This window comes from Alkalihalobacillus sp. BA299 (assembly GCF_017745675.1).
GTDB lineage: Bacteria > Bacillota > Bacilli > Bacillales > Bacillaceae_F > Alkalihalobacterium.
Genome location: NZ_JAFLJM010000003.1, coordinates 42180 through 58951, shown reverse-complemented (window position 1 = coordinate 58951; position 16772 = coordinate 42180). Strand labels below are relative to the sequence as shown.

The 16772-nt window shown below is 36.2% G+C and carries 15 protein-coding genes and 1 tRNA gene; 10 read left to right on the top strand and 6 right to left on the bottom strand.

Features of this window, described 5'->3' with window-relative positions:
• Positions 1-11: 11 nt before the first annotated feature.
• The 5 genes from grdA (J0N78_RS04725) to grdA (J0N78_RS04700) are packed head-to-tail and all read left to right on the top strand — an operon-like array spanning position 12 to position 3725.
• Positions 12-479 carry a glycine/sarcosine/betaine reductase complex selenoprotein A gene (gene grdA / locus J0N78_RS04725; protein WP_247747139.1) on the top strand — a complete coding sequence of 156 codons (468 nt, stop codon included), beginning with the start codon at positions 12-14 and terminating at the stop codon, positions 477-479.
• A gap of 3 nt (positions 480-482) precedes the next feature.
• Positions 483-1439, top strand: coding sequence for a thioredoxin-disulfide reductase (gene trxB / locus J0N78_RS04720; protein WP_209121877.1), 957 nt, complete (start codon positions 483-485; stop codon positions 1437-1439).
• Position 1440: 1 nt separating this feature from the next.
• Positions 1441-2892 (top strand): glycine/sarcosine/betaine reductase complex component C subunit beta, encoded by a 1452-nt coding sequence (gene grdC / locus J0N78_RS04715; RefSeq protein ID WP_209121876.1) that lies wholly within the window; start codon positions 1441-1443, stop codon positions 2890-2892.
• Positions 2893-3210 (top strand): thioredoxin family protein, encoded by a 318-nt coding sequence (locus J0N78_RS04710; protein WP_209121875.1) that lies wholly within the window; start codon positions 2893-2895, stop codon positions 3208-3210.
• Positions 3211-3257: 47 nt separating this feature from the next.
• Positions 3258-3725 carry a glycine/sarcosine/betaine reductase complex selenoprotein A gene (grdA, locus tag J0N78_RS04700; protein ID WP_247747138.1) on the top strand — a complete coding sequence of 156 codons (468 nt, stop codon included), beginning with the start codon at positions 3258-3260 and terminating at the stop codon, positions 3723-3725.
• Positions 3726-4028: 303 nt separating this feature from the next.
• Here grdA (J0N78_RS04700) and J0N78_RS04695 read toward each other — a convergent pair.
• Positions 4029-4125 (bottom strand) — tRNA-Sec (locus J0N78_RS04695).
• 130 nt (positions 4126-4255) lie between these two features.
• Here J0N78_RS04695 and selB point away from each other — a divergent pair.
• Positions 4256-6181 (top strand): selenocysteine-specific translation elongation factor, encoded by a 1926-nt coding sequence (selB, locus tag J0N78_RS04690; protein ID WP_307794901.1) that lies wholly within the window; start codon positions 4256-4258, stop codon positions 6179-6181.
• A 77-nt stretch (positions 6182-6258) separates the two neighbouring features.
• Here the strand turns inward: selB and J0N78_RS04685 are convergent, their stop codons facing one another.
• Together J0N78_RS04685 and J0N78_RS04680 are read right to left on the bottom strand one after the other, a co-directional pair.
• On the bottom strand, positions 6259-7032 hold the full coding sequence (locus tag J0N78_RS04685) for a hypothetical protein (protein WP_209121872.1): 774 nt from the start codon (positions 7030-7032) through the stop codon (positions 6259-6261).
• A gap of 120 nt (positions 7033-7152) precedes the next feature.
• Positions 7153-8331, bottom strand: coding sequence for a KamA family radical SAM protein (locus tag J0N78_RS04680; RefSeq protein WP_209121871.1), 1179 nt, complete (start codon positions 8329-8331; stop codon positions 7153-7155).
• A gap of 423 nt (positions 8332-8754) precedes the next feature.
• Between J0N78_RS04680 and J0N78_RS04675 the strand changes: the two genes are divergently transcribed.
• Both J0N78_RS04675 and J0N78_RS04670 read left to right on the top strand, forming a co-directional pair.
• Positions 8755-10155: an aspartate aminotransferase family protein gene (locus J0N78_RS04675; RefSeq protein ID WP_247747136.1), complete on the top strand. Its 1401-nt coding sequence runs from the start codon at positions 8755-8757 to the stop codon at positions 10153-10155.
• 15 nt (positions 10156-10170) lie between these two features.
• Complete coding sequence (locus J0N78_RS04670) at positions 10171-11028, top strand: MurR/RpiR family transcriptional regulator (protein WP_209121869.1); 858 nt, start codon at positions 10171-10173, stop codon at positions 11026-11028.
• A gap of 79 nt (positions 11029-11107) precedes the next feature.
• Here the strand turns inward: J0N78_RS04670 and J0N78_RS04665 are convergent, their stop codons facing one another.
• From J0N78_RS04665 to J0N78_RS04655, 3 genes are all read right to left on the bottom strand, one after another.
• Positions 11108-13057: a TRAP transporter permease gene (locus tag J0N78_RS04665; RefSeq protein WP_307794900.1), complete on the bottom strand. Its 1950-nt coding sequence runs from the start codon at positions 13055-13057 to the stop codon at positions 11108-11110.
• Positions 13058-13143: 86 nt separating this feature from the next.
• Positions 13144-14163, bottom strand: a complete 1020-nt coding sequence (locus tag J0N78_RS04660) for a TAXI family TRAP transporter solute-binding subunit (RefSeq protein WP_209121867.1) — start codon at positions 14161-14163, stop codon at positions 13144-13146.
• A 190-nt stretch (positions 14164-14353) separates the two neighbouring features.
• Entirely contained in the window at positions 14354-14992 is a 639-nt protein-coding gene (locus J0N78_RS04655; protein ID WP_209121866.1) for a GerMN domain-containing protein, read from the bottom strand.
• Between the two features lie 237 nt (positions 14993-15229).
• Here J0N78_RS04655 and J0N78_RS04650 point away from each other — a divergent pair, with 237 nt between their 5' ends.
• Complete coding sequence (locus tag J0N78_RS04650; protein ID WP_209121865.1) at positions 15230-16315, top strand: AI-2E family transporter; 1086 nt, start codon at positions 15230-15232, stop codon at positions 16313-16315.
• A gap of 50 nt (positions 16316-16365) precedes the next feature.
• A complete protein-coding gene (locus J0N78_RS04645) occupies positions 16366-16734 on the top strand; it encodes a rhodanese-like domain-containing protein (RefSeq protein ID WP_209121864.1) in 369 nt (122 codons plus the stop codon).
• The last annotated feature ends 38 nt before the right edge of the window (positions 16735-16772 follow it).

Sequence of the window (16772 nt, the reverse complement as noted above, 5' to 3'; positions counted from 1 at the left end):
AGGATGAACTTATGTTAGAAAACAAAAAATTATTTGTACTTGGGGAAAGAGATGGTGTACCAGCACCAGCCATTGAAGAATGTATTAAAGCAATAGGAGCAGAAGTCATTTATAAAGATACTCAATGCTTCGTTTGAACAGCGGCAGGCGCAATGGACCAGGTGGTCCAAGAAGAATTAAAGAAAGCTGCTGAGAAACATGGGAAAGAGAATGTAATCGTTCTTTTAGGGTCGCCAGATGAAGATAGTGCAGATATTTTTGCAGAAACAGTAACGGTCGGAGATCCAACATATGCTGGACCATTAGCTGGTGTAGCTCTAGGGTTAGCGGTGTATCACATTTTGGAAGATGAAATTAAACAAGAGATTCCTGAGGATATATACCAAGATCAAGTCGGATTAATGGAGCTTTCTCTTGATAAAGATAAAATCTGCAACGCAATGAAGCAGGCAAGAGAAAAATTTTTGATAGGAGGGTGATTTATGACTGCTGAAATAATATACGATGTAGTTATTGCTGGTGCAGGACCAGCTGGCATGACAGCAGCTGTTTATACATCACGTGCGCGGATGTCAACTTTGATGGTAGAAAAAGGTCTTCCGGGTGGACAAATGACAAAAACTGAAGATATAGAAAATTACCCTGGATTTGAAACTATTCTTGGCCCAGACTTATCCCAAAAAATGTTTGAACATTCAAAAAAGTTTGGTGCGGAATATGTTCGTGGAGAGATTCAACAAATAAAAGACGGTTACCCATTTAAAACGGTAATCGTAGACGGAAAAGAATATAAAACAAAATCAGTTATTCTTGCAACAGGTGCCGAACACCGTCACCTTGGCGTACCGGGTGAAAAGGAGTTATCCGGCTTTGGCGTTTCGTATTGTGCGGTTTGTGACGGGGCATTTTTTGCAGATCAAGAATTAGTTGTCGTTGGTGGTGGAGATTCGGCGGTAGAAGAAGCCATTTTTCTAACACGTTTTGCTTCGAAAGTTACAATTATTCACAGACGAGAAGAGTTACGTGCTCAAAAAATTATTCAAAAGCGAGCTTTTGATAATGAGAAGATCGAATTTGTTTGGAATCATACGGTAGAGGAAATTGTCGGAGACGGAATGGTCTCTGGAGTATTAATTAAAGATACAGTTACTGGTGAGATCACAGAGTTCCCGTGTAATGGAGTGTTTATATACATTGGAATGGATCCATTAACAGATTGTGTCAAGGATTTAGGGATAACAAATGAAAATGGCTATGTGTTGGTAGATGAGGATATGAAAACTAGCGTAAAAGGGATCTTTTCCTCAGGTGATGTGAATGAAAAGACCCTTCGTCAAGTCATTACAGCAACAGGTGATGGAAGTATTGCAGCTATATCTTCACAACATTATGTAGAAAATTTAGAAGAAGAACTTAAAGAAATGAATTTGGAGGTGTAATATGACGACTAAACCAGTAGTAAAAGGAGCATCATTTGTAATTACTCATACCCCTAGCCTAGTTCGTCATGGGTCTAAGCCAGTTCGCGAATTAGAAAAAGATGAAGCGTTATTAGATAAAATGTTAAGTCATTTAAGAAGCTTTGAAGATGCAGTGGCTTATCCTCCTAACCAAGTATTTATAGGAAATATGAGGCCTGAACTATTAAAAGAATATGAAAGACCTTGGACAAATACTAAGCTTGAAGGTGCAGAAAGAAATAGCCCTTGGGGTGAAATTCTACCAGAAGAAGAATTTTATGGTTGGTTGAAATTATCAGATAAGTATAACCTAATTTCCTTAGAAGAGAACTTTGTAGCTGAACAAGTTAAGGCTAAGTTGGAAAAGCATCCTTTAATTACTGAAGAAGATCTCCAAAGTATTGGAAATGGGGTAAATATTAGTGTAATAGAAGAAAAGTTAGCTAGTGGAAATGCTTTACCTCTACATGTGAATAAAGATCAGCTAATCGGTGTCATTGAAGCAGGCCATGATGAGGACAAATTCTTATCGGCACACATTCTGCTTGAAAATTTAGCCAATAAAGCCTCGGGTATAGTTGCGATGCGCCATTCTCTTAAATCATTTGATGTTGCACCTCATCAAATCGACTATGTCATTGGGTGCGATGAAGAAGCTGTTGGCGATCGCTATCAACGCGGCGGTGGTAACATGGCCAAATCAATAGCAGAACACGCAGGATGTATTAATGCTTCTGGTTCAGATGTAAAATCGTTTTGTTGTGCACCAGCACATGCGATTAGTATTGCTTCAGGTCTTGTCCAATCAGGTATTTATAACAATGTTTTAGTAATTGGTGGAGGATGTCTTGCAAAACTAGGAATGAAGTATGCAGGAAATATGTCTAAAGGTATGCCAATCACAGAAGATCAGATGGGAGCTATAGCGATCGTAATTGGAAAAGATGATGGTAAAAGCCCAAGAATTCGTACAGATGCATTTGGAAAGCATAATATTTCTGCCGGCTCATCGGCACAAGCAATCTACCAAGCTCTAGTTGTTCAACCGTTAGAAAAGCTAGGAAAGAAAATTACGGATATTGATAAATATGCAGTTGAACTCCATAATCCAGATGTAACTGAACCAAATGGTAATGGAAATGTTCCGAGAGCAAACTATCGTACATTGGCTGGAATGGCTGTACTAAAAAAAGAAATTGATCGAACTGAGATGGATCAATTTGAAGAAAAACATGGGATGTTAGGATTTTCTCCAACTCAAGGTCATATTGCATCAGCCATTCCGTTTATCGGTCACGCTAGGGAAATGATCATGAATGGTGAAATAGAAAATGCGATGTTTGTTGGTAAAGGAAGTTTATTCTTAGGGAAAATGACTACGCTTTCAGACGGTATGTCGTTCATTATTGAAAAAAATGAAGGGGTGGAGTAAATGATTGAAGTGAATAAAGAAAACTTTGAAGCAGAGGTTTTAAATTCAGAGAAGCCAGTAATTGTTGACTTTTGGGGGCCAAGCTGCCAACCTTGCTTAAAATTAATGCCTGATGTCGAAGCGTTAGCAGGGACATACAATGAAGAGGTTAAAATTGTAAAGCTAAATAGCACAGAAAATCGTAGAGTTTGTATTAACCATAGAGTAATGGGTTTACCGTCTTTTTTACTCTTTAAAGATGGAGCGGAAGTTAAAAGAATTTCAGGTGGGGAGCTTACAAAAGAAGACATTGAAAACTTAATTAAAGAAAATATTTAATAAACCTATTTTTAATGGATAACTAAATTTGAGGGAGGATGATTTTAATGAGTCTAAAGGGTAAAAAGGTGTTTGTTCTTGGGGAAAGAGACGGAGTTCCTGCTCCTGCTATTGAGGAATGTATTAAAGGAATAGGAGCAGAAGTTATTTATAAAGATACCCAATGCTTTGTTTGAACAGCAGCAGGTGCAATGGACCAGGTGGTCCAAGAAGAATTGAAGAAAGCTGCTGAGAAATATGGAAATGATAATGTAATCGTTATTTTAGGTTCACCAGATGAAGATAGTGCAGATATATTTGCTGAAACTGTAACTGTAGGAGATCCAACATATGCAGGACCATTAGCTGGGGTTGCTTTAGGGTTAGCAGTATATCATATCCTGGAAGATGAAATAAAACAAGAAATTCCTGAGGATATTTATCAAGATCAAGTTGGGTTAATGGAATTATCTTTAGATAAAGATCAAATATGTAATGCGATGAAAAAAGCGAGAGAAACATTTTTGAAGATTTAAATCATTGTTCTATTAAAAAAATAAAGCTTTACCTTCACAATGACGGGCAGTTATAAACTTACCTCATGTCTTATAGGGACAAAGAAGAGGTAAGGAAAACTGCCCGTTTAAAGCTACAATGAAAAAACATGACAACTTTCCTTAGTTGGTAAGATTCAGAGCAAGTTAATAGGGAGTTTTATATATAATAAAACATTTTATCAAATAAAATAATTAATAAGAAAAATGATGATTAATTGTAATGGGAAAATTTAATTAATAAAAAGGATAGAGGAAAAAGAGGGTTTTAATTTTAAAAAAAGATGGCGGGACTGTGTGGGAATCGAACCCACCGGAGACGGCACGCGCCTCCCAAAAGGTTTTGAAGACCTCGGGGGACACCAGTTCCCCATCCAACCCCAAAATTTCTTGAATTCTTTTTTAATTATAAACTATAAAATATGAATCTTTCAAGTGTACAAGTAAATATGTTTAAATAAATTTTTTCTTCATAGAGAGAGTTTTCAAAAACAAAAGGTGGGGTGAATGAGGTGACTGAGAAATTCTACACAATTGGAATGGCTGGACATATTGATCATGGAAAAACGGCGTTAACAAAAGCCTTAACAAATATAGATACCGATCGTTTAAAAGAAGAGAAAGAGAGAAGCATTTCCATCGAATTAGGATATGCCCCTTTAAGGCTAAATGAAGATACTGAAGTAACGATTATAGATGTGCCAGGGCACGAACGTTTTATTCGGCAAATGATAGCAGGCGTAGCTGGTATTGATATGGTCATGCTTATTGTTGCTGCTGATGAAGGTGTTATGCCCCAAACAAAAGAGCACATTGATATATTATCTTTTCTAGGTATTGAAATAGGCCTAATTGTAGTAACAAAAGTGGACCGTGTTAATGAGGACTTTATTGAATTAGTTAAAGAAGATATAACTTCCCATGTTAAAGGGACTTTCCTAGAGAATGCACCTTTTACTTTTGTGAATAACCTTACGAAGGCGGGTATTCCTATTTTAAAAGAAACAATCATGCAGCAATTAGTAGGAATACAAAGTCGAAGTAGATTTGCAAAAGGAGCGTTTCGCTTGCCCATTGATCAAGTGTTTTCTGTTCATGGTCAAGGAACAGTTGTAAGAGGAACAGCGTACGAGGGAACGGTTAAAGATGGCGACATTTTAGAAATCCTTCCACAAGGAGAAAGAGTAAGAGTTAGACAAATACAAGTAAATCGTCAACAAAAACGTATCGGTCATGCAGGACAAAGAATTGCATTAAACTTAAGCGGTATTACGAAAGAAATGGTTCATAGAGGGAATGTCTTAGTTACTGCTAATACTTTTTCTAGTACGCAAACAATAGATGTTGTACTAAACACTGTCAAAGATTTAAAAACTCCGTTAAAACAAAGAGCTATAGTAAAGGTACATATAGGTACAGCTGAGGTGCTAGGCAATATCGTGTTTTTTGATCGAAATCAGCTAGAGGAGCAAGATAAAATCTTGTGTCAAATACGTCTTAACGAGCCTGTGGTAACAAAAAGAGGAGACCATCTGATTATTCGCCGGCCATCACCAGCTGAATTAATAGGTGGTGGATGTGTCATTGATGCTTTTGGCAAGAAATATCGTTTTGGTTTAGAAACTGTTAAAATGTTAGCTCAAAAAAACGAAGGAGGTCCGGAAGATAGGATTATTAATAGTTTAACAGAGCAAAAGGTGCTGTCAGTAAATCAATTAGTCCAGCAAACTAATATAATATTAGATTCAGTAGTACAATGTATAGACGAAATGATAAACAGAAAATTAATTTTGGAAATAAAAAAAGGTCATTATATGACAATTGATTTATTCAAAAATATAATAAACTTTGTTCATGATGAGTTAGAGGAATATCATATAAACTACCCAATGAGAGAAGGAAAAAATAAAGCAGAAATAATCCAAACTATTAAATCTTTAATTCCCCAAAAATTTGCCGAGATCGTATTAGAGAAGTTAATTGCAGATCAGCATATACTAAAAAAAGAACAATTTCTTACCTTAAAGAGCTTTGAAGCTAACTATCCTATAAAATGGGGAAAGAGAATTGAAGGGTTACTGAAGAACATTGAGTGCCAGGGGATAGAAGTTGACCCATGGGATGATTTATTTGAGAAGGCTCAATTACCAAAAGAGATTTCTGAAGATTTAAAGTACTTCTTGCGGAGTAAAGGAGAAATTTACTTACTAGATGATAAGTATCCAATTCATAAAAAAACGTTTGAGCAATATGTAAATCAACTTTTTAATAAAACAGGAGATAGCTTTACACTGAAAGAAGCAAAAGACATAGTAAAAGTTTCTCGTAAATATATTGTTCCTTTTCTTGAATTACTCGACATATTTGGAGTCACCGTCAGAAATGACAATAGTAGGAAGTGGTCACTAAACTACCTAAAGAACAGTAAAATCATTTAATGTAAAGCATACGGTGACTTACTAAGTAGTGTTAAGTATCTAGATTTATTGTATTAGAAGGCTGACATTTAGTCAGCCTAATTTAGTGTAATTGTTAATGGGAATTCCCAAAGTTGATCTTGAAGACGATGTCGTTTGATTTTAAGTGTGAAAGGATCTGGAATATCGACAGCAAATTCATAGTGGGCAACGACAGAGTGATTAAATTGACTAGTTTCTGTAGAAGCAAAAATAGGGTATATTTCTTCTTCTGAATGAATTAATGTTGCTTCTAAGCCTTGGATATTGTGGACATCTTCTATATAGAGAGTTAATTTCTTTTTATCTGCTTCAACGCGGGCAATGTTTAAATCATTAACTATATCATTCTCTGTATTGTGTTCCAAGTTTTCGAATAAGAGCGTTTTCTTATAGTAAAGAGGTTTTGCAAAAAACATGACAGGTAAATAGCGACTATCTTCCTTCAACTCAGGCTTGAAGTATTGTCTAAAATAAATCGTTTTTTCAGGAAGCGGTTCACCGTTATCTTTTGTTGTTAAAACTTCAGTTTTAATACTTTCATATTCATTCCCTAAATTATCTTCTATTGTTTTTTGTAAGGCAAATGAAAAATGTTTATCATCGATTGGATAAGGTCCAAGTTGATCGATTTGAAAGGATAAATAAAATCCATTTTCATTATCCACTACAGCATTAGAATGTCCTTCATAGGTTACGGAAAGATGTTGGTTTTCAAATTGCGAAGGAGTGGCAGTGGACTTTGATGCTTTTGATACATTCCCTTGATTACACCCACTTAGAACTAAGCTTAGAATTATCATTACTATGATGGATTGGCCCCGGAGTTTCATAACACACCTCTTGGAATAAAGATAGTTCTATTCTATCATTTTCTAGTGATGTCGAATAGTGAAAAAAGCTTAGTAACTAAAAAGAGGCTGACATCGTCTGTCAACCTCTTTACACACACTTTAAACGAGTGCTTTCCCTTTTTTACCTTGTGGAACATCTGGAAGTTCATTAACAGAAATAACTTCATCTGTTTTCTTTGCTGGCTTATTCCAATACTGCTCGTTACCTGGAAGGTCATCAAACCAAGCAGCATCCTTTGGACAGTCGAGTACCATAAACTTACCGTATTCATTATCACGAGATTGGTGGTATTTTAAGTAAGCTTTTCCATTTTCAATCGCTAGAATTTCAATTTTACCTGATGTATGACTCATTGAAAGACGAACGCGCTTTCCTAAACCAGAAGTGCGTGCTTTTGCCCCTTCAACAATGTTATACACTTCTTCTAACGTTAGAACGAAATCTTTGTTACCTGCAACTGGTCTGTTAACAAAGAAATAGTATGGGGTTACTCCTGCCCAAGAAAGTTTATCAAGAAGGTCTCCTAAAACGACCGGATCATCATTAATGCCTCTTAATACAGGTGTTTGGTTAACGACAATCGCACCTGCCTCATGCAGTGCTTGGAAACCTTTTCTTGCTTCATCGGTAATTTCTACTGGATGGTTAATATGTGCCATAATGTAAATGCGTTTTTCTGGCGTTGAAAATTCACGAATTAAATTCAGTAATTCTTCATCTTCATAAATACGCATTGGATTAAATACAGGAAGTTTAGAGCCAATACGAATGATCTTAACGTGATCGATAGCACGTAAGCGTTCAAGGATATAACGCAGTTTTTTTGTAGCTAGAATTAACGGGTCTCCTCCTGTAAGAAGAACATTGTTAATTTCAGGTGTGTTGGCAATGTACTCTAGACCAGGATCTACATCAGACATCGCTTCTTTTACATCGTTACGGAATAAGCGTTTACGGAAACAGTAACGACAGTATGCTCCGCAAACTTCCGAACAGATAAGTAGTGCAGTCGTTTTATATTTGTGCTGACACCCAGGGACTGCATAATTCGTGTCTTCATCGGAAGCATCCCAGCGCCCATACTCTTCTAACTCATTTTCATTTGGTATGACTAATTTCCGTATAGGATCGTTCGGATTATCCCAATCAATTAAACTTAAATAATATTCATTTACTCTGAACACAAATTTATCTGTAATTTGTTTCAGTTTTTCTCGTTCTGCTTTTGGGATTTGCTCAAGTTTGTCAATGTTCATAATGTATTTTGGCTGAGCCACAACTATCAACCTCCAATATTCGTATTCTAGGCACATTATAACAAGGTTAGTAGAATAACGTCAAAAACGAAAGAAATAATTAGAAATTAAATAGAAAATGAAAGATTTAATTCATTGGTAACTTCTATTCAGTTCGAAATAAAGATTGACATTTATATATGAGAGGAAAATGAAAGAAGAAATTCACAAATTTGCAATACTATATATAGATCATAATAGCAATCTCATTTAAAGGGAAGTGTTGAAAAAAATAGGCTTAAATTAAAGCCTAATTATAGTGAATTTGTTCATTTTGAATTTTTTTATTCATAAAATATAAAAAACGAAATAAATTATTCATAATTTCAAAGGGATAGTGTATTATGAAGTATATATTTCATGTTGAAAGTAAAATGAAGTATAAATTAAATGGGGGAAAAAACCTTGGCTATTAGAAGAGTGGATAACCATCCGATCGTAACACTGTCAAATAAGACGAAAAAATCATATGAATTTTTTGAGCAGTCAAAAGATGTAATGCCAGGAGGGGTGACTGCCAATATTAAATATTTTGCTCCATATCCAATCGTTATGGAAAAAGCAAATGGTGCATATGTAACTGATATAGATGGAAATGTGTATATTGACTATTTACTATCATATGGAGCACTTATGTTAGGACATGGAGACAAAAGAATTAAAACAGCAATAATAGAGCAATTAGACAATGACGGAACAAGTCTTTTTGGAACCCCACATGGACTTGAGGTAAAAATGGGGCAGAAAATAAAAGAGCATTATCCAAGTATTGAATTATTGCGATACACAAATTCTGGAACTGAGGCAACGCAATTAGCATTAAGAATTGCAGCATCATATACAGGTAAGCATAAGATCGCAAAATTTGAAGGGCATTATCACGGTGGCTACGATCAAGTGTTGTTAAGTGTAAATCCTTCTCTAAAAGAAGCTGGGGACGTGAAGAAGCCTAATGCAGTTCCTGAATCGAAAGGAATGGATGAGTATCATCAACATAATACCATTATTCTCCCTTTTAATGATTATAAATCTTGTGAAGAAATATTACGGGCAAAGAAGGATGAAATTAGTGCAGTAGTATTAGAGCCAGCTCAAGGGGGATTTATTCCTGCTAAGAAAGAGTTTATTTACAAGCTAAGAGAGCTGACAGAGCAATTAGATATCGTTCTCATTTTTGATGAAGTTAAAACAGGATATCGATTAGCATTAGGTGGCGCACAACAGCTTTATAATGTTAAACCAGATTTGACTACTCTAGGAAAAGTAATTGGTGGGGGATATCCAATCGGTATTGTTGGTGGAAAAAGAGAGATTATGATGGAGAGTGCTCCATCATCAGCATCAGACGTCTTTGACTCAAGTCAGAGTAAAAGTTCTTCAGCAAAAGAAGTATTATTCCATAGTGGAACTTACAATGGTCACCCTACGATCCTAGCAGCAGGACTAAGAACAATCGAACTACTAGAAACAGAATTGGACCGCGTCATCGCAACCACTGAAGAATTAAAAAAACGACTCGAAGCCTTATTCAAAGCCTATAAAATACCGATGAAAGCGGTTGGCGCCGGTTCTATATTTAGTGTAGTATTGACTAAGAAAGATAAAATATTAAATTATCGAGACCTTCAAAAAACAGATTTGACGACGAGAAAGGAAATCGATTTTCATCTGTTGACAGAAGGGATCTATACTAAGCCTTTGAATCGTTATAGCTTATCAACAGCTCATACAATGAAGGAAGTAAAGATGACCATTTCAGCATATGAAAAAGTACTTAAAAAAATGTTCGAAGGACCACGATATTAAAAGGGATGAGGTTTTATGCTTCAAAACGATGTATATCAAAGGATTGTCGACAACCTAGATAAAATGAGCAAGTCACAGAAAAAAATAGCTAATTATATTATTAATAACACTGAAACGGCTCCTTTTCTAACCGCCTCAAAGCTTGCAAAAAACGTAGGTGTTGGCGAGGCAACCGTCATTCGCTTTGCGGTGTTTATTAACTATAAAGGTTATCCAGATCTCCAGCGGCATTTACAAGAAGCATTAAAGCGAAAATGGACATCAGCAGAAGTATTTATGAAAACGACGGATGAAGAAGATTCACCTGAAAACTCTTTAAAAGAGATATTGTCTGATGATATTCAAAATCTAAAAAATACACTCCATCAAATCAGTCCTGAAGCCTTTGAACAAGCTGTGAAAGAAATAACGAGAGCTAAACGAATTTACATTATTGCCTACCGCAGTGCAACGAGTTTAGGAATGTTTTTACAATTTTATTTAGATCTTATTTTACAAAATACCGAAATGTTAAATCAGGCCGATGGAATGAGTGAACATTTATTAGATATAGAAAAAGATGATCTCGTGATTGGCTTTGGCTTTGCTCGTTATACAAAACGTACCGTAGAAGCATTAAAATACGTTAAGCAAAGTGGAGCAAAAACCATTGTGATCACGGATCATCTGATGTCTCCTCTCGTACCTTATGGTGATATAACGCTAATCTCTTCCACAGAAATTAATTCTTTTATTGACTCGTTTGCTGCTCCATTTAGTGTTATTAGTGCATTAATTACTGCTGTGACACGCTCGGAACATGTGAAAGTAGAAAAGCGTTTAAATCAACTTGAAGAGTTATGGGAGAACTTTGATGTGTTCTATGAAGAATAATTGAATTAGGAACAGATAAAAACGTCGCTATTTTTGCCCCTTATGGCATAGACAGCGACGTAATTTATGATATGAATATTCACTGAGTATTGGTCACTAACTGTTTTTTACGCATGGATTGAACGACACTAATTATAATTAACAAACCTGCTCCACTTAGTGAAATGAGTGCATTTCCTGGGTAGATAAGCATAATTCCTGAAATAAAAAGAATGATTCTTTCATACAATTTAGGATTAGTAATATAGTAATTCATCATTCCTGCACTGATTGCCATCATGCCGACAAATGCGGTGATTAGCGGTATGATTAAAGTTGTGAATGTAGCGTCTTGTAAGACAAGTACAGGGTTATAAACGAAGGCATAAGGAATTATAAATGCAGCTATGGCTAGCTTTAGAGCATTTATCCCTGCTTTCATTGGGTTTGCCCCGGCAATACCTGCCCCAGCATAAGCGGCTAAACAGACAGGCGGTGTAATGTCAGCAACTATTCCGAAATAGAAGACAAACATGTGAGCCGCGATATCTGGTACCCCAAACATAATAAGAGCGGGTGCAGCCATCGATGCTGTAACTACATAGTTTGCTGTGGTAGGTAATCCCATGCCTAGTAAAATACATGCTAACATTGTAAAGAATAAAAGTAAGAAAAATGATCCACTGGCAAGATCTAATATTCCACCAGCAATTTTACCGCCAAGTCCAGTCATTGTAACAATACCAACAACGATTCCTGCACTAGCACAAGCGGCAATAACAGGGAGAGCCACTCTTGCACCTTGTTCTAAAATGTATAAAATCTTCCAAAAGCCAAGCCGTGTATCTTTACGGAAAAAGCTGACGACAAAAGCGGTAGCGATCCCTGCAAGTCCCGCAAATGTTGGTGTATAGCCAGCCAATAAGAAACCGATTATGGCAACGAGTGGCAGGATTAAGTCGATTTGTTTTAATAAACCTTTAAAGGATGGAAGTTTATCTTTTGATAATCCTAATATATTGTGCTTTTTAGCTTCAAAGTGAACACCCATCATAACACCAGAGAAATATAATAGAGCTGGAATGATTGCAATAATAATAATCTGACTATATGGAGTTCCAGTATATTCTGCCATAATGAAAGCTGCTGCCCCCATAATTGGCGGCATAATTTGTCCTCCAGTTGAAGCACTCGCTTCTGATGCTGCGGCAAACTCTGGTCTGAAGCCAGCTCGTTTCATCATGGGTATCGTAAATGACCCAGAGGCAACTGTATTAGCAACACTACTTCCAGTCACCATTCCTTGCAGCGCACTTGCTGTAACGGCAGCTTTTCCGGTACCTCCCGTAAATCTTCCTGTTGCTCCAAAGGCTAAGTCATTAAAAAATTTACCGATACCCGTATGGACAAGCATGACACCAAAAAACAAAAATAAATAGATGTACGTCGATGAAATTTGTATAGGTGTACCAAAAATAGCGCTTGAACTAAAATACATTCTTACGGATAATACAGACCAGTCAAACCCTGCGTGCCCAAAGTGAGGGATCCCTTTTCCCCATATACCATAAGCTAATGCTGTGGCAGCAATAATAACAATCGGTAAACCAACAGCACGTCTAGTTGCTTCAAGTAGTAAAATAATACCGAGTGTAGCTATGATAATATCCATTGTTTCAAAACCGAAGACAATCGCCCGATTTGTTAAACGTTCATAATGAAACACGACATAAAAATTGACATATAGTGTTGTGAACGCGAGGATAACGTCGTACCATGCTATACCTGGCTTTTGGATTAACGTTCGTTTAGCAGGATAAAGAAGAAAAATAAGTGATAGGCCAGCACCTAGATGAATGGCACCCTGGATAAGGGAACGGTAGGGGCCGACAAATGCAGTATACAAATGAAAGAATGTAAGTGTAATGGCAATAACAGCTACGATCCATCCCCATTTTCCAAGCGCTTGCCTGTAAGCTTGTTCTTTATCAAACTTTGCTAATATCTCTTTCTCTAGCTTTTGATTGTTATTCTCTTCCAAAGAGGTCACCACCACATAAATAATGTTAAAAAAGTGAAGATAATAGCTTTAAGGACCAGACAGAGTATGCCCGGTCCTTCTGAGCAAAATGATGATTATTTTAACCCAGCTTCTTCAAAGTAACGGTCGGCACCAGGATGAAGTGGTAAACCTTCTGCTCCAGATAATGCGTTCTCTTTTGTTAGATGTCTACCTTGGTCATGTGTGATATTTCCAGAATTTTCAAATAATGCTTTTGTAATTTCGTAACCTAGCTCTTCACTAATTTGCGAAGTAGAGCCAACTAGCACTGCGTATGCTGTAACGGTTTGTACTGGCTCTGATAAGAATTCATATGCATCTGCTGGGATTTCATATCCCATATAACCGCTTGCTTCTTCAATTTGCGCTAATTGTTCATCGTCAATAGATAAAAGTTTGACATTACGTTGTAAGGCTAATTCTGTTACACTTCCTGCAGGTAAACCTAATAGACCGAATGATGCATCAATTTGACCATTTTGTAAACGATCCTTTGCATCACCAAAGCCCTCTTCAAAAGATTCATAGTCGCCATCTTCTATACCATAAGCAGCAAGAATGGCTTTTGCAGCAGCTTGCGTACCACTACCAGGTGGTCCAATTGCCACACGCTTTCCTTCTAAGTCGGCAATCGATTCTATCCCTGTTCCATCCACAGTAATAATTTGCATGACTTCAGGGTATATGTGACCCATAAAACCGAAATTTTCTACACTCATGCCATCGAATTCACCTTCACCTTTTAAAGCGTCAAGTGCTGGTAGATGTACAGTCATTCCTAGTTGAATTTCACCTCGAGCGATACGTGCTAGATTATCAACACTAGCCCCAGTTTCAATTGCACTTACATTAAATCCTTCATGTTCAACATTAGCATTTAACACAGTTGCAATTTCAGTACCTAACGGATAGTATGTCCCACCAGTACTCCCTGTTCCTAGTTGTAGGTCTGTTTTAAAATCTTCGGCAACTTCTGGTGCGTCGCCACCTTCTGCAGCTCCCTCTTCAGGGGCTTCATTCGCTCCACAACCTACAACGATAAACATGGCTGAAACGATTGATACAAAGAGAAGTAATAATTTTTTCTTTTCCATAAATAAAATTTCCCCCTTTTTCATTTTTTTGGAAAAAAACCCAATTATACTATATTAAATAGGCAGTATTCTGTCAAATCTATTAAACAATTACCAAATTAAGTGTCTAAAAAAGAATAGTTCAAAAGAGAAAGGGAGATACAGATATAAAAAAACCGGTAGTGACTTCACTACCGGTTTTTAGTATTTATTATTCATTAAATTTTTCTATTTTGTTAATATCCATAGCTTCAATTGGGACATTCGTATCGATATGACCAAATAACATATCTTGAACTTCACCATCAACTAAAATCAATGTTTTGTTAAAACCGAATTGCTTCATGGTTAGAGCAACTTGTTGAAGAAGCATTTCCTCAGCCCCAGAACCTACATTTGCATCTAGTAATTCTTTTGAAAATGAAACGTGTGCAATTCCATTTTCTTCTTCGACATACTGAACCTTGACATTAGTTGGGATTAAAGAAATTAAATGGTCATTGCTTGGCCCTGCAACCCAAGCCTCTAACGTCTTAATAAAAACGTCTTCTTTTTCAGCTTCAATGGTTGTCTCTATTTTGTACATTTCCATAACTTCATTATCAGAAAAAAATAACTCTACAGGATGAACTGTTGCTTCGCTAGTTACTTCTTGATTTTCGTCATCATCAGTAGTAGGTTCAGTCATTTCCTCAGGTTGTTCGCTGTCTTCAATTAACTCTTCATTATGATCTGAATCAATTCCACTACCATTTTCTTCAGGTTCAATAGGTCCTTCTCCTTGCCCGCAAGCTGCTAAAATGAGCGCAGTTATAACTGATACAAAAAACAGTTGTAATGATTTTTTCATTCTGATCCCCCTAAAAGTAAGAAGTAGGTTTGTTTTACACTCTCTTTACCTACTCCCGTAAGTCGACTTTAAAGAATAGAAAATAAGCCAATTTTTTTCTATTGTACAGTATAGGGGACAAAATTCAATCCTTTTTTACTATTCAAAATCATAGTAGAGAAGAAACGAGTTGCTTTCTTACTCCAAAATAATGATATAATGATTGTGTTAGCATAATTTTACATATGGGGTGAGAAAATGCCTCGAGGCAAATTTTTTTATTTTTGTTATGGAGTTATCCTCGTTTTTTTAATTATTTTATTAGGTACAAAAGTGCAATTTATTTTTAAACCAATTGTTGTTCTAGTACAAACATTGTTTGCACCTATTATTATTGCTGGGGTTTTATATTATTTATCTCGACCGTTTGTTAACCTGCTTTCCAGGTGGATGCCAAGAGGAATATCGATATTGATTTTATATTTAAGTGCTATTTCAATTGTAACAATATTGATCTTATTAATTGGTCCAGAATTACAACGTCAGTTTAACAGCTTAATTAAAGCAATGCCGGTTTTCATTAACGAAATACGCGATCTTCTCATTCAATTACAGGAGAATGAATGGGTGGCAAGATTTCAACAAAATGAAAACTATACCATTGAAGAATTAACGTCTAGGTTTGCTGAATATTTAAATGAAATTGTTTCTGCTATTGGAACAAATATTGCAGCTTTTATTGGTTTCATTACAAATATTGTAATCATCATGATTATTATTCCTTTCGTATTGTTCTATATGTTGAAAGAAGGTGAAAAAGCACCTCAACAAGTACTTCGTTTTTTACCTGAGAAACAGCAACAAGATGGTCGACATATTTTAGGAGATATGGATACTGCTCTTAGTTCTTATATTCAAGGTCAAATTATTGTAAGTGTTTGTGTTGGAGTGATGTGTTACATCGGATTTCTTATAATTGGGCTTGATTATCCACTTGTTTTAGCATTAGTAGCGATGTTTACCAATGTCATTCCTTTCGTTGGCCCTTGGATTGGGACGATCCCAAGTGTAATTGTAGGGTTATTGCATTCTCCACTAATGGTTTTGCTTGTGATCATTGTCGTCGTTATTGTTCAACAAGTGGAAAGTAACTTAATTTCTCCACAAGTTATGGGAAGGAAGCTAGCTATTCATCCATTAACGATTATATTACTCCTTTTAGTAGCTGGTCGTTTTGCTGGGCTTCTAGGGTTAATATTAGCAGTTCCGACCTATGCTGTCGGGAAAGTAATTGTTAGTCATACTTATCGATTATGGAAGCTAAAGAGGTATCCAATTGAGTAACGTGATGTTAAATGATAAAATGATTTAATCTTAACGGTGAGGTGTTACAAATGTCTTTTGAAGTTGATGGAATTAAACAGGTAGAGTTTGAAGAGTTACAAAGCATAGTAAAAGCAGGAAAAGCGGAGCCTATCGTAATTGACGTACGTGAACCTGAAGAATATGTAGAAGGACACATTAATAAAATTCCACTTATTCCTATGCATAATTTACCTGCGCTAATTGACGATTTCGATAAGGATAAAGAGTATATTTTCGTTTGTCGAAGTGGTAACCGAAGTCAAAATGTAGCGTTGTTTTTTAAAGATTGTGGTTTTGAGAAAGTATGCAATTATTCGGGTGGAATGCTAGCTTGGGAAGGTGAACTAGCAACAGGAATGGAAAACGTAATCTCTGATGTGAAAGAATTATATAAATAATTTAAAGTAAAAGATGCAAGGGTCATAATGTCGCTTGC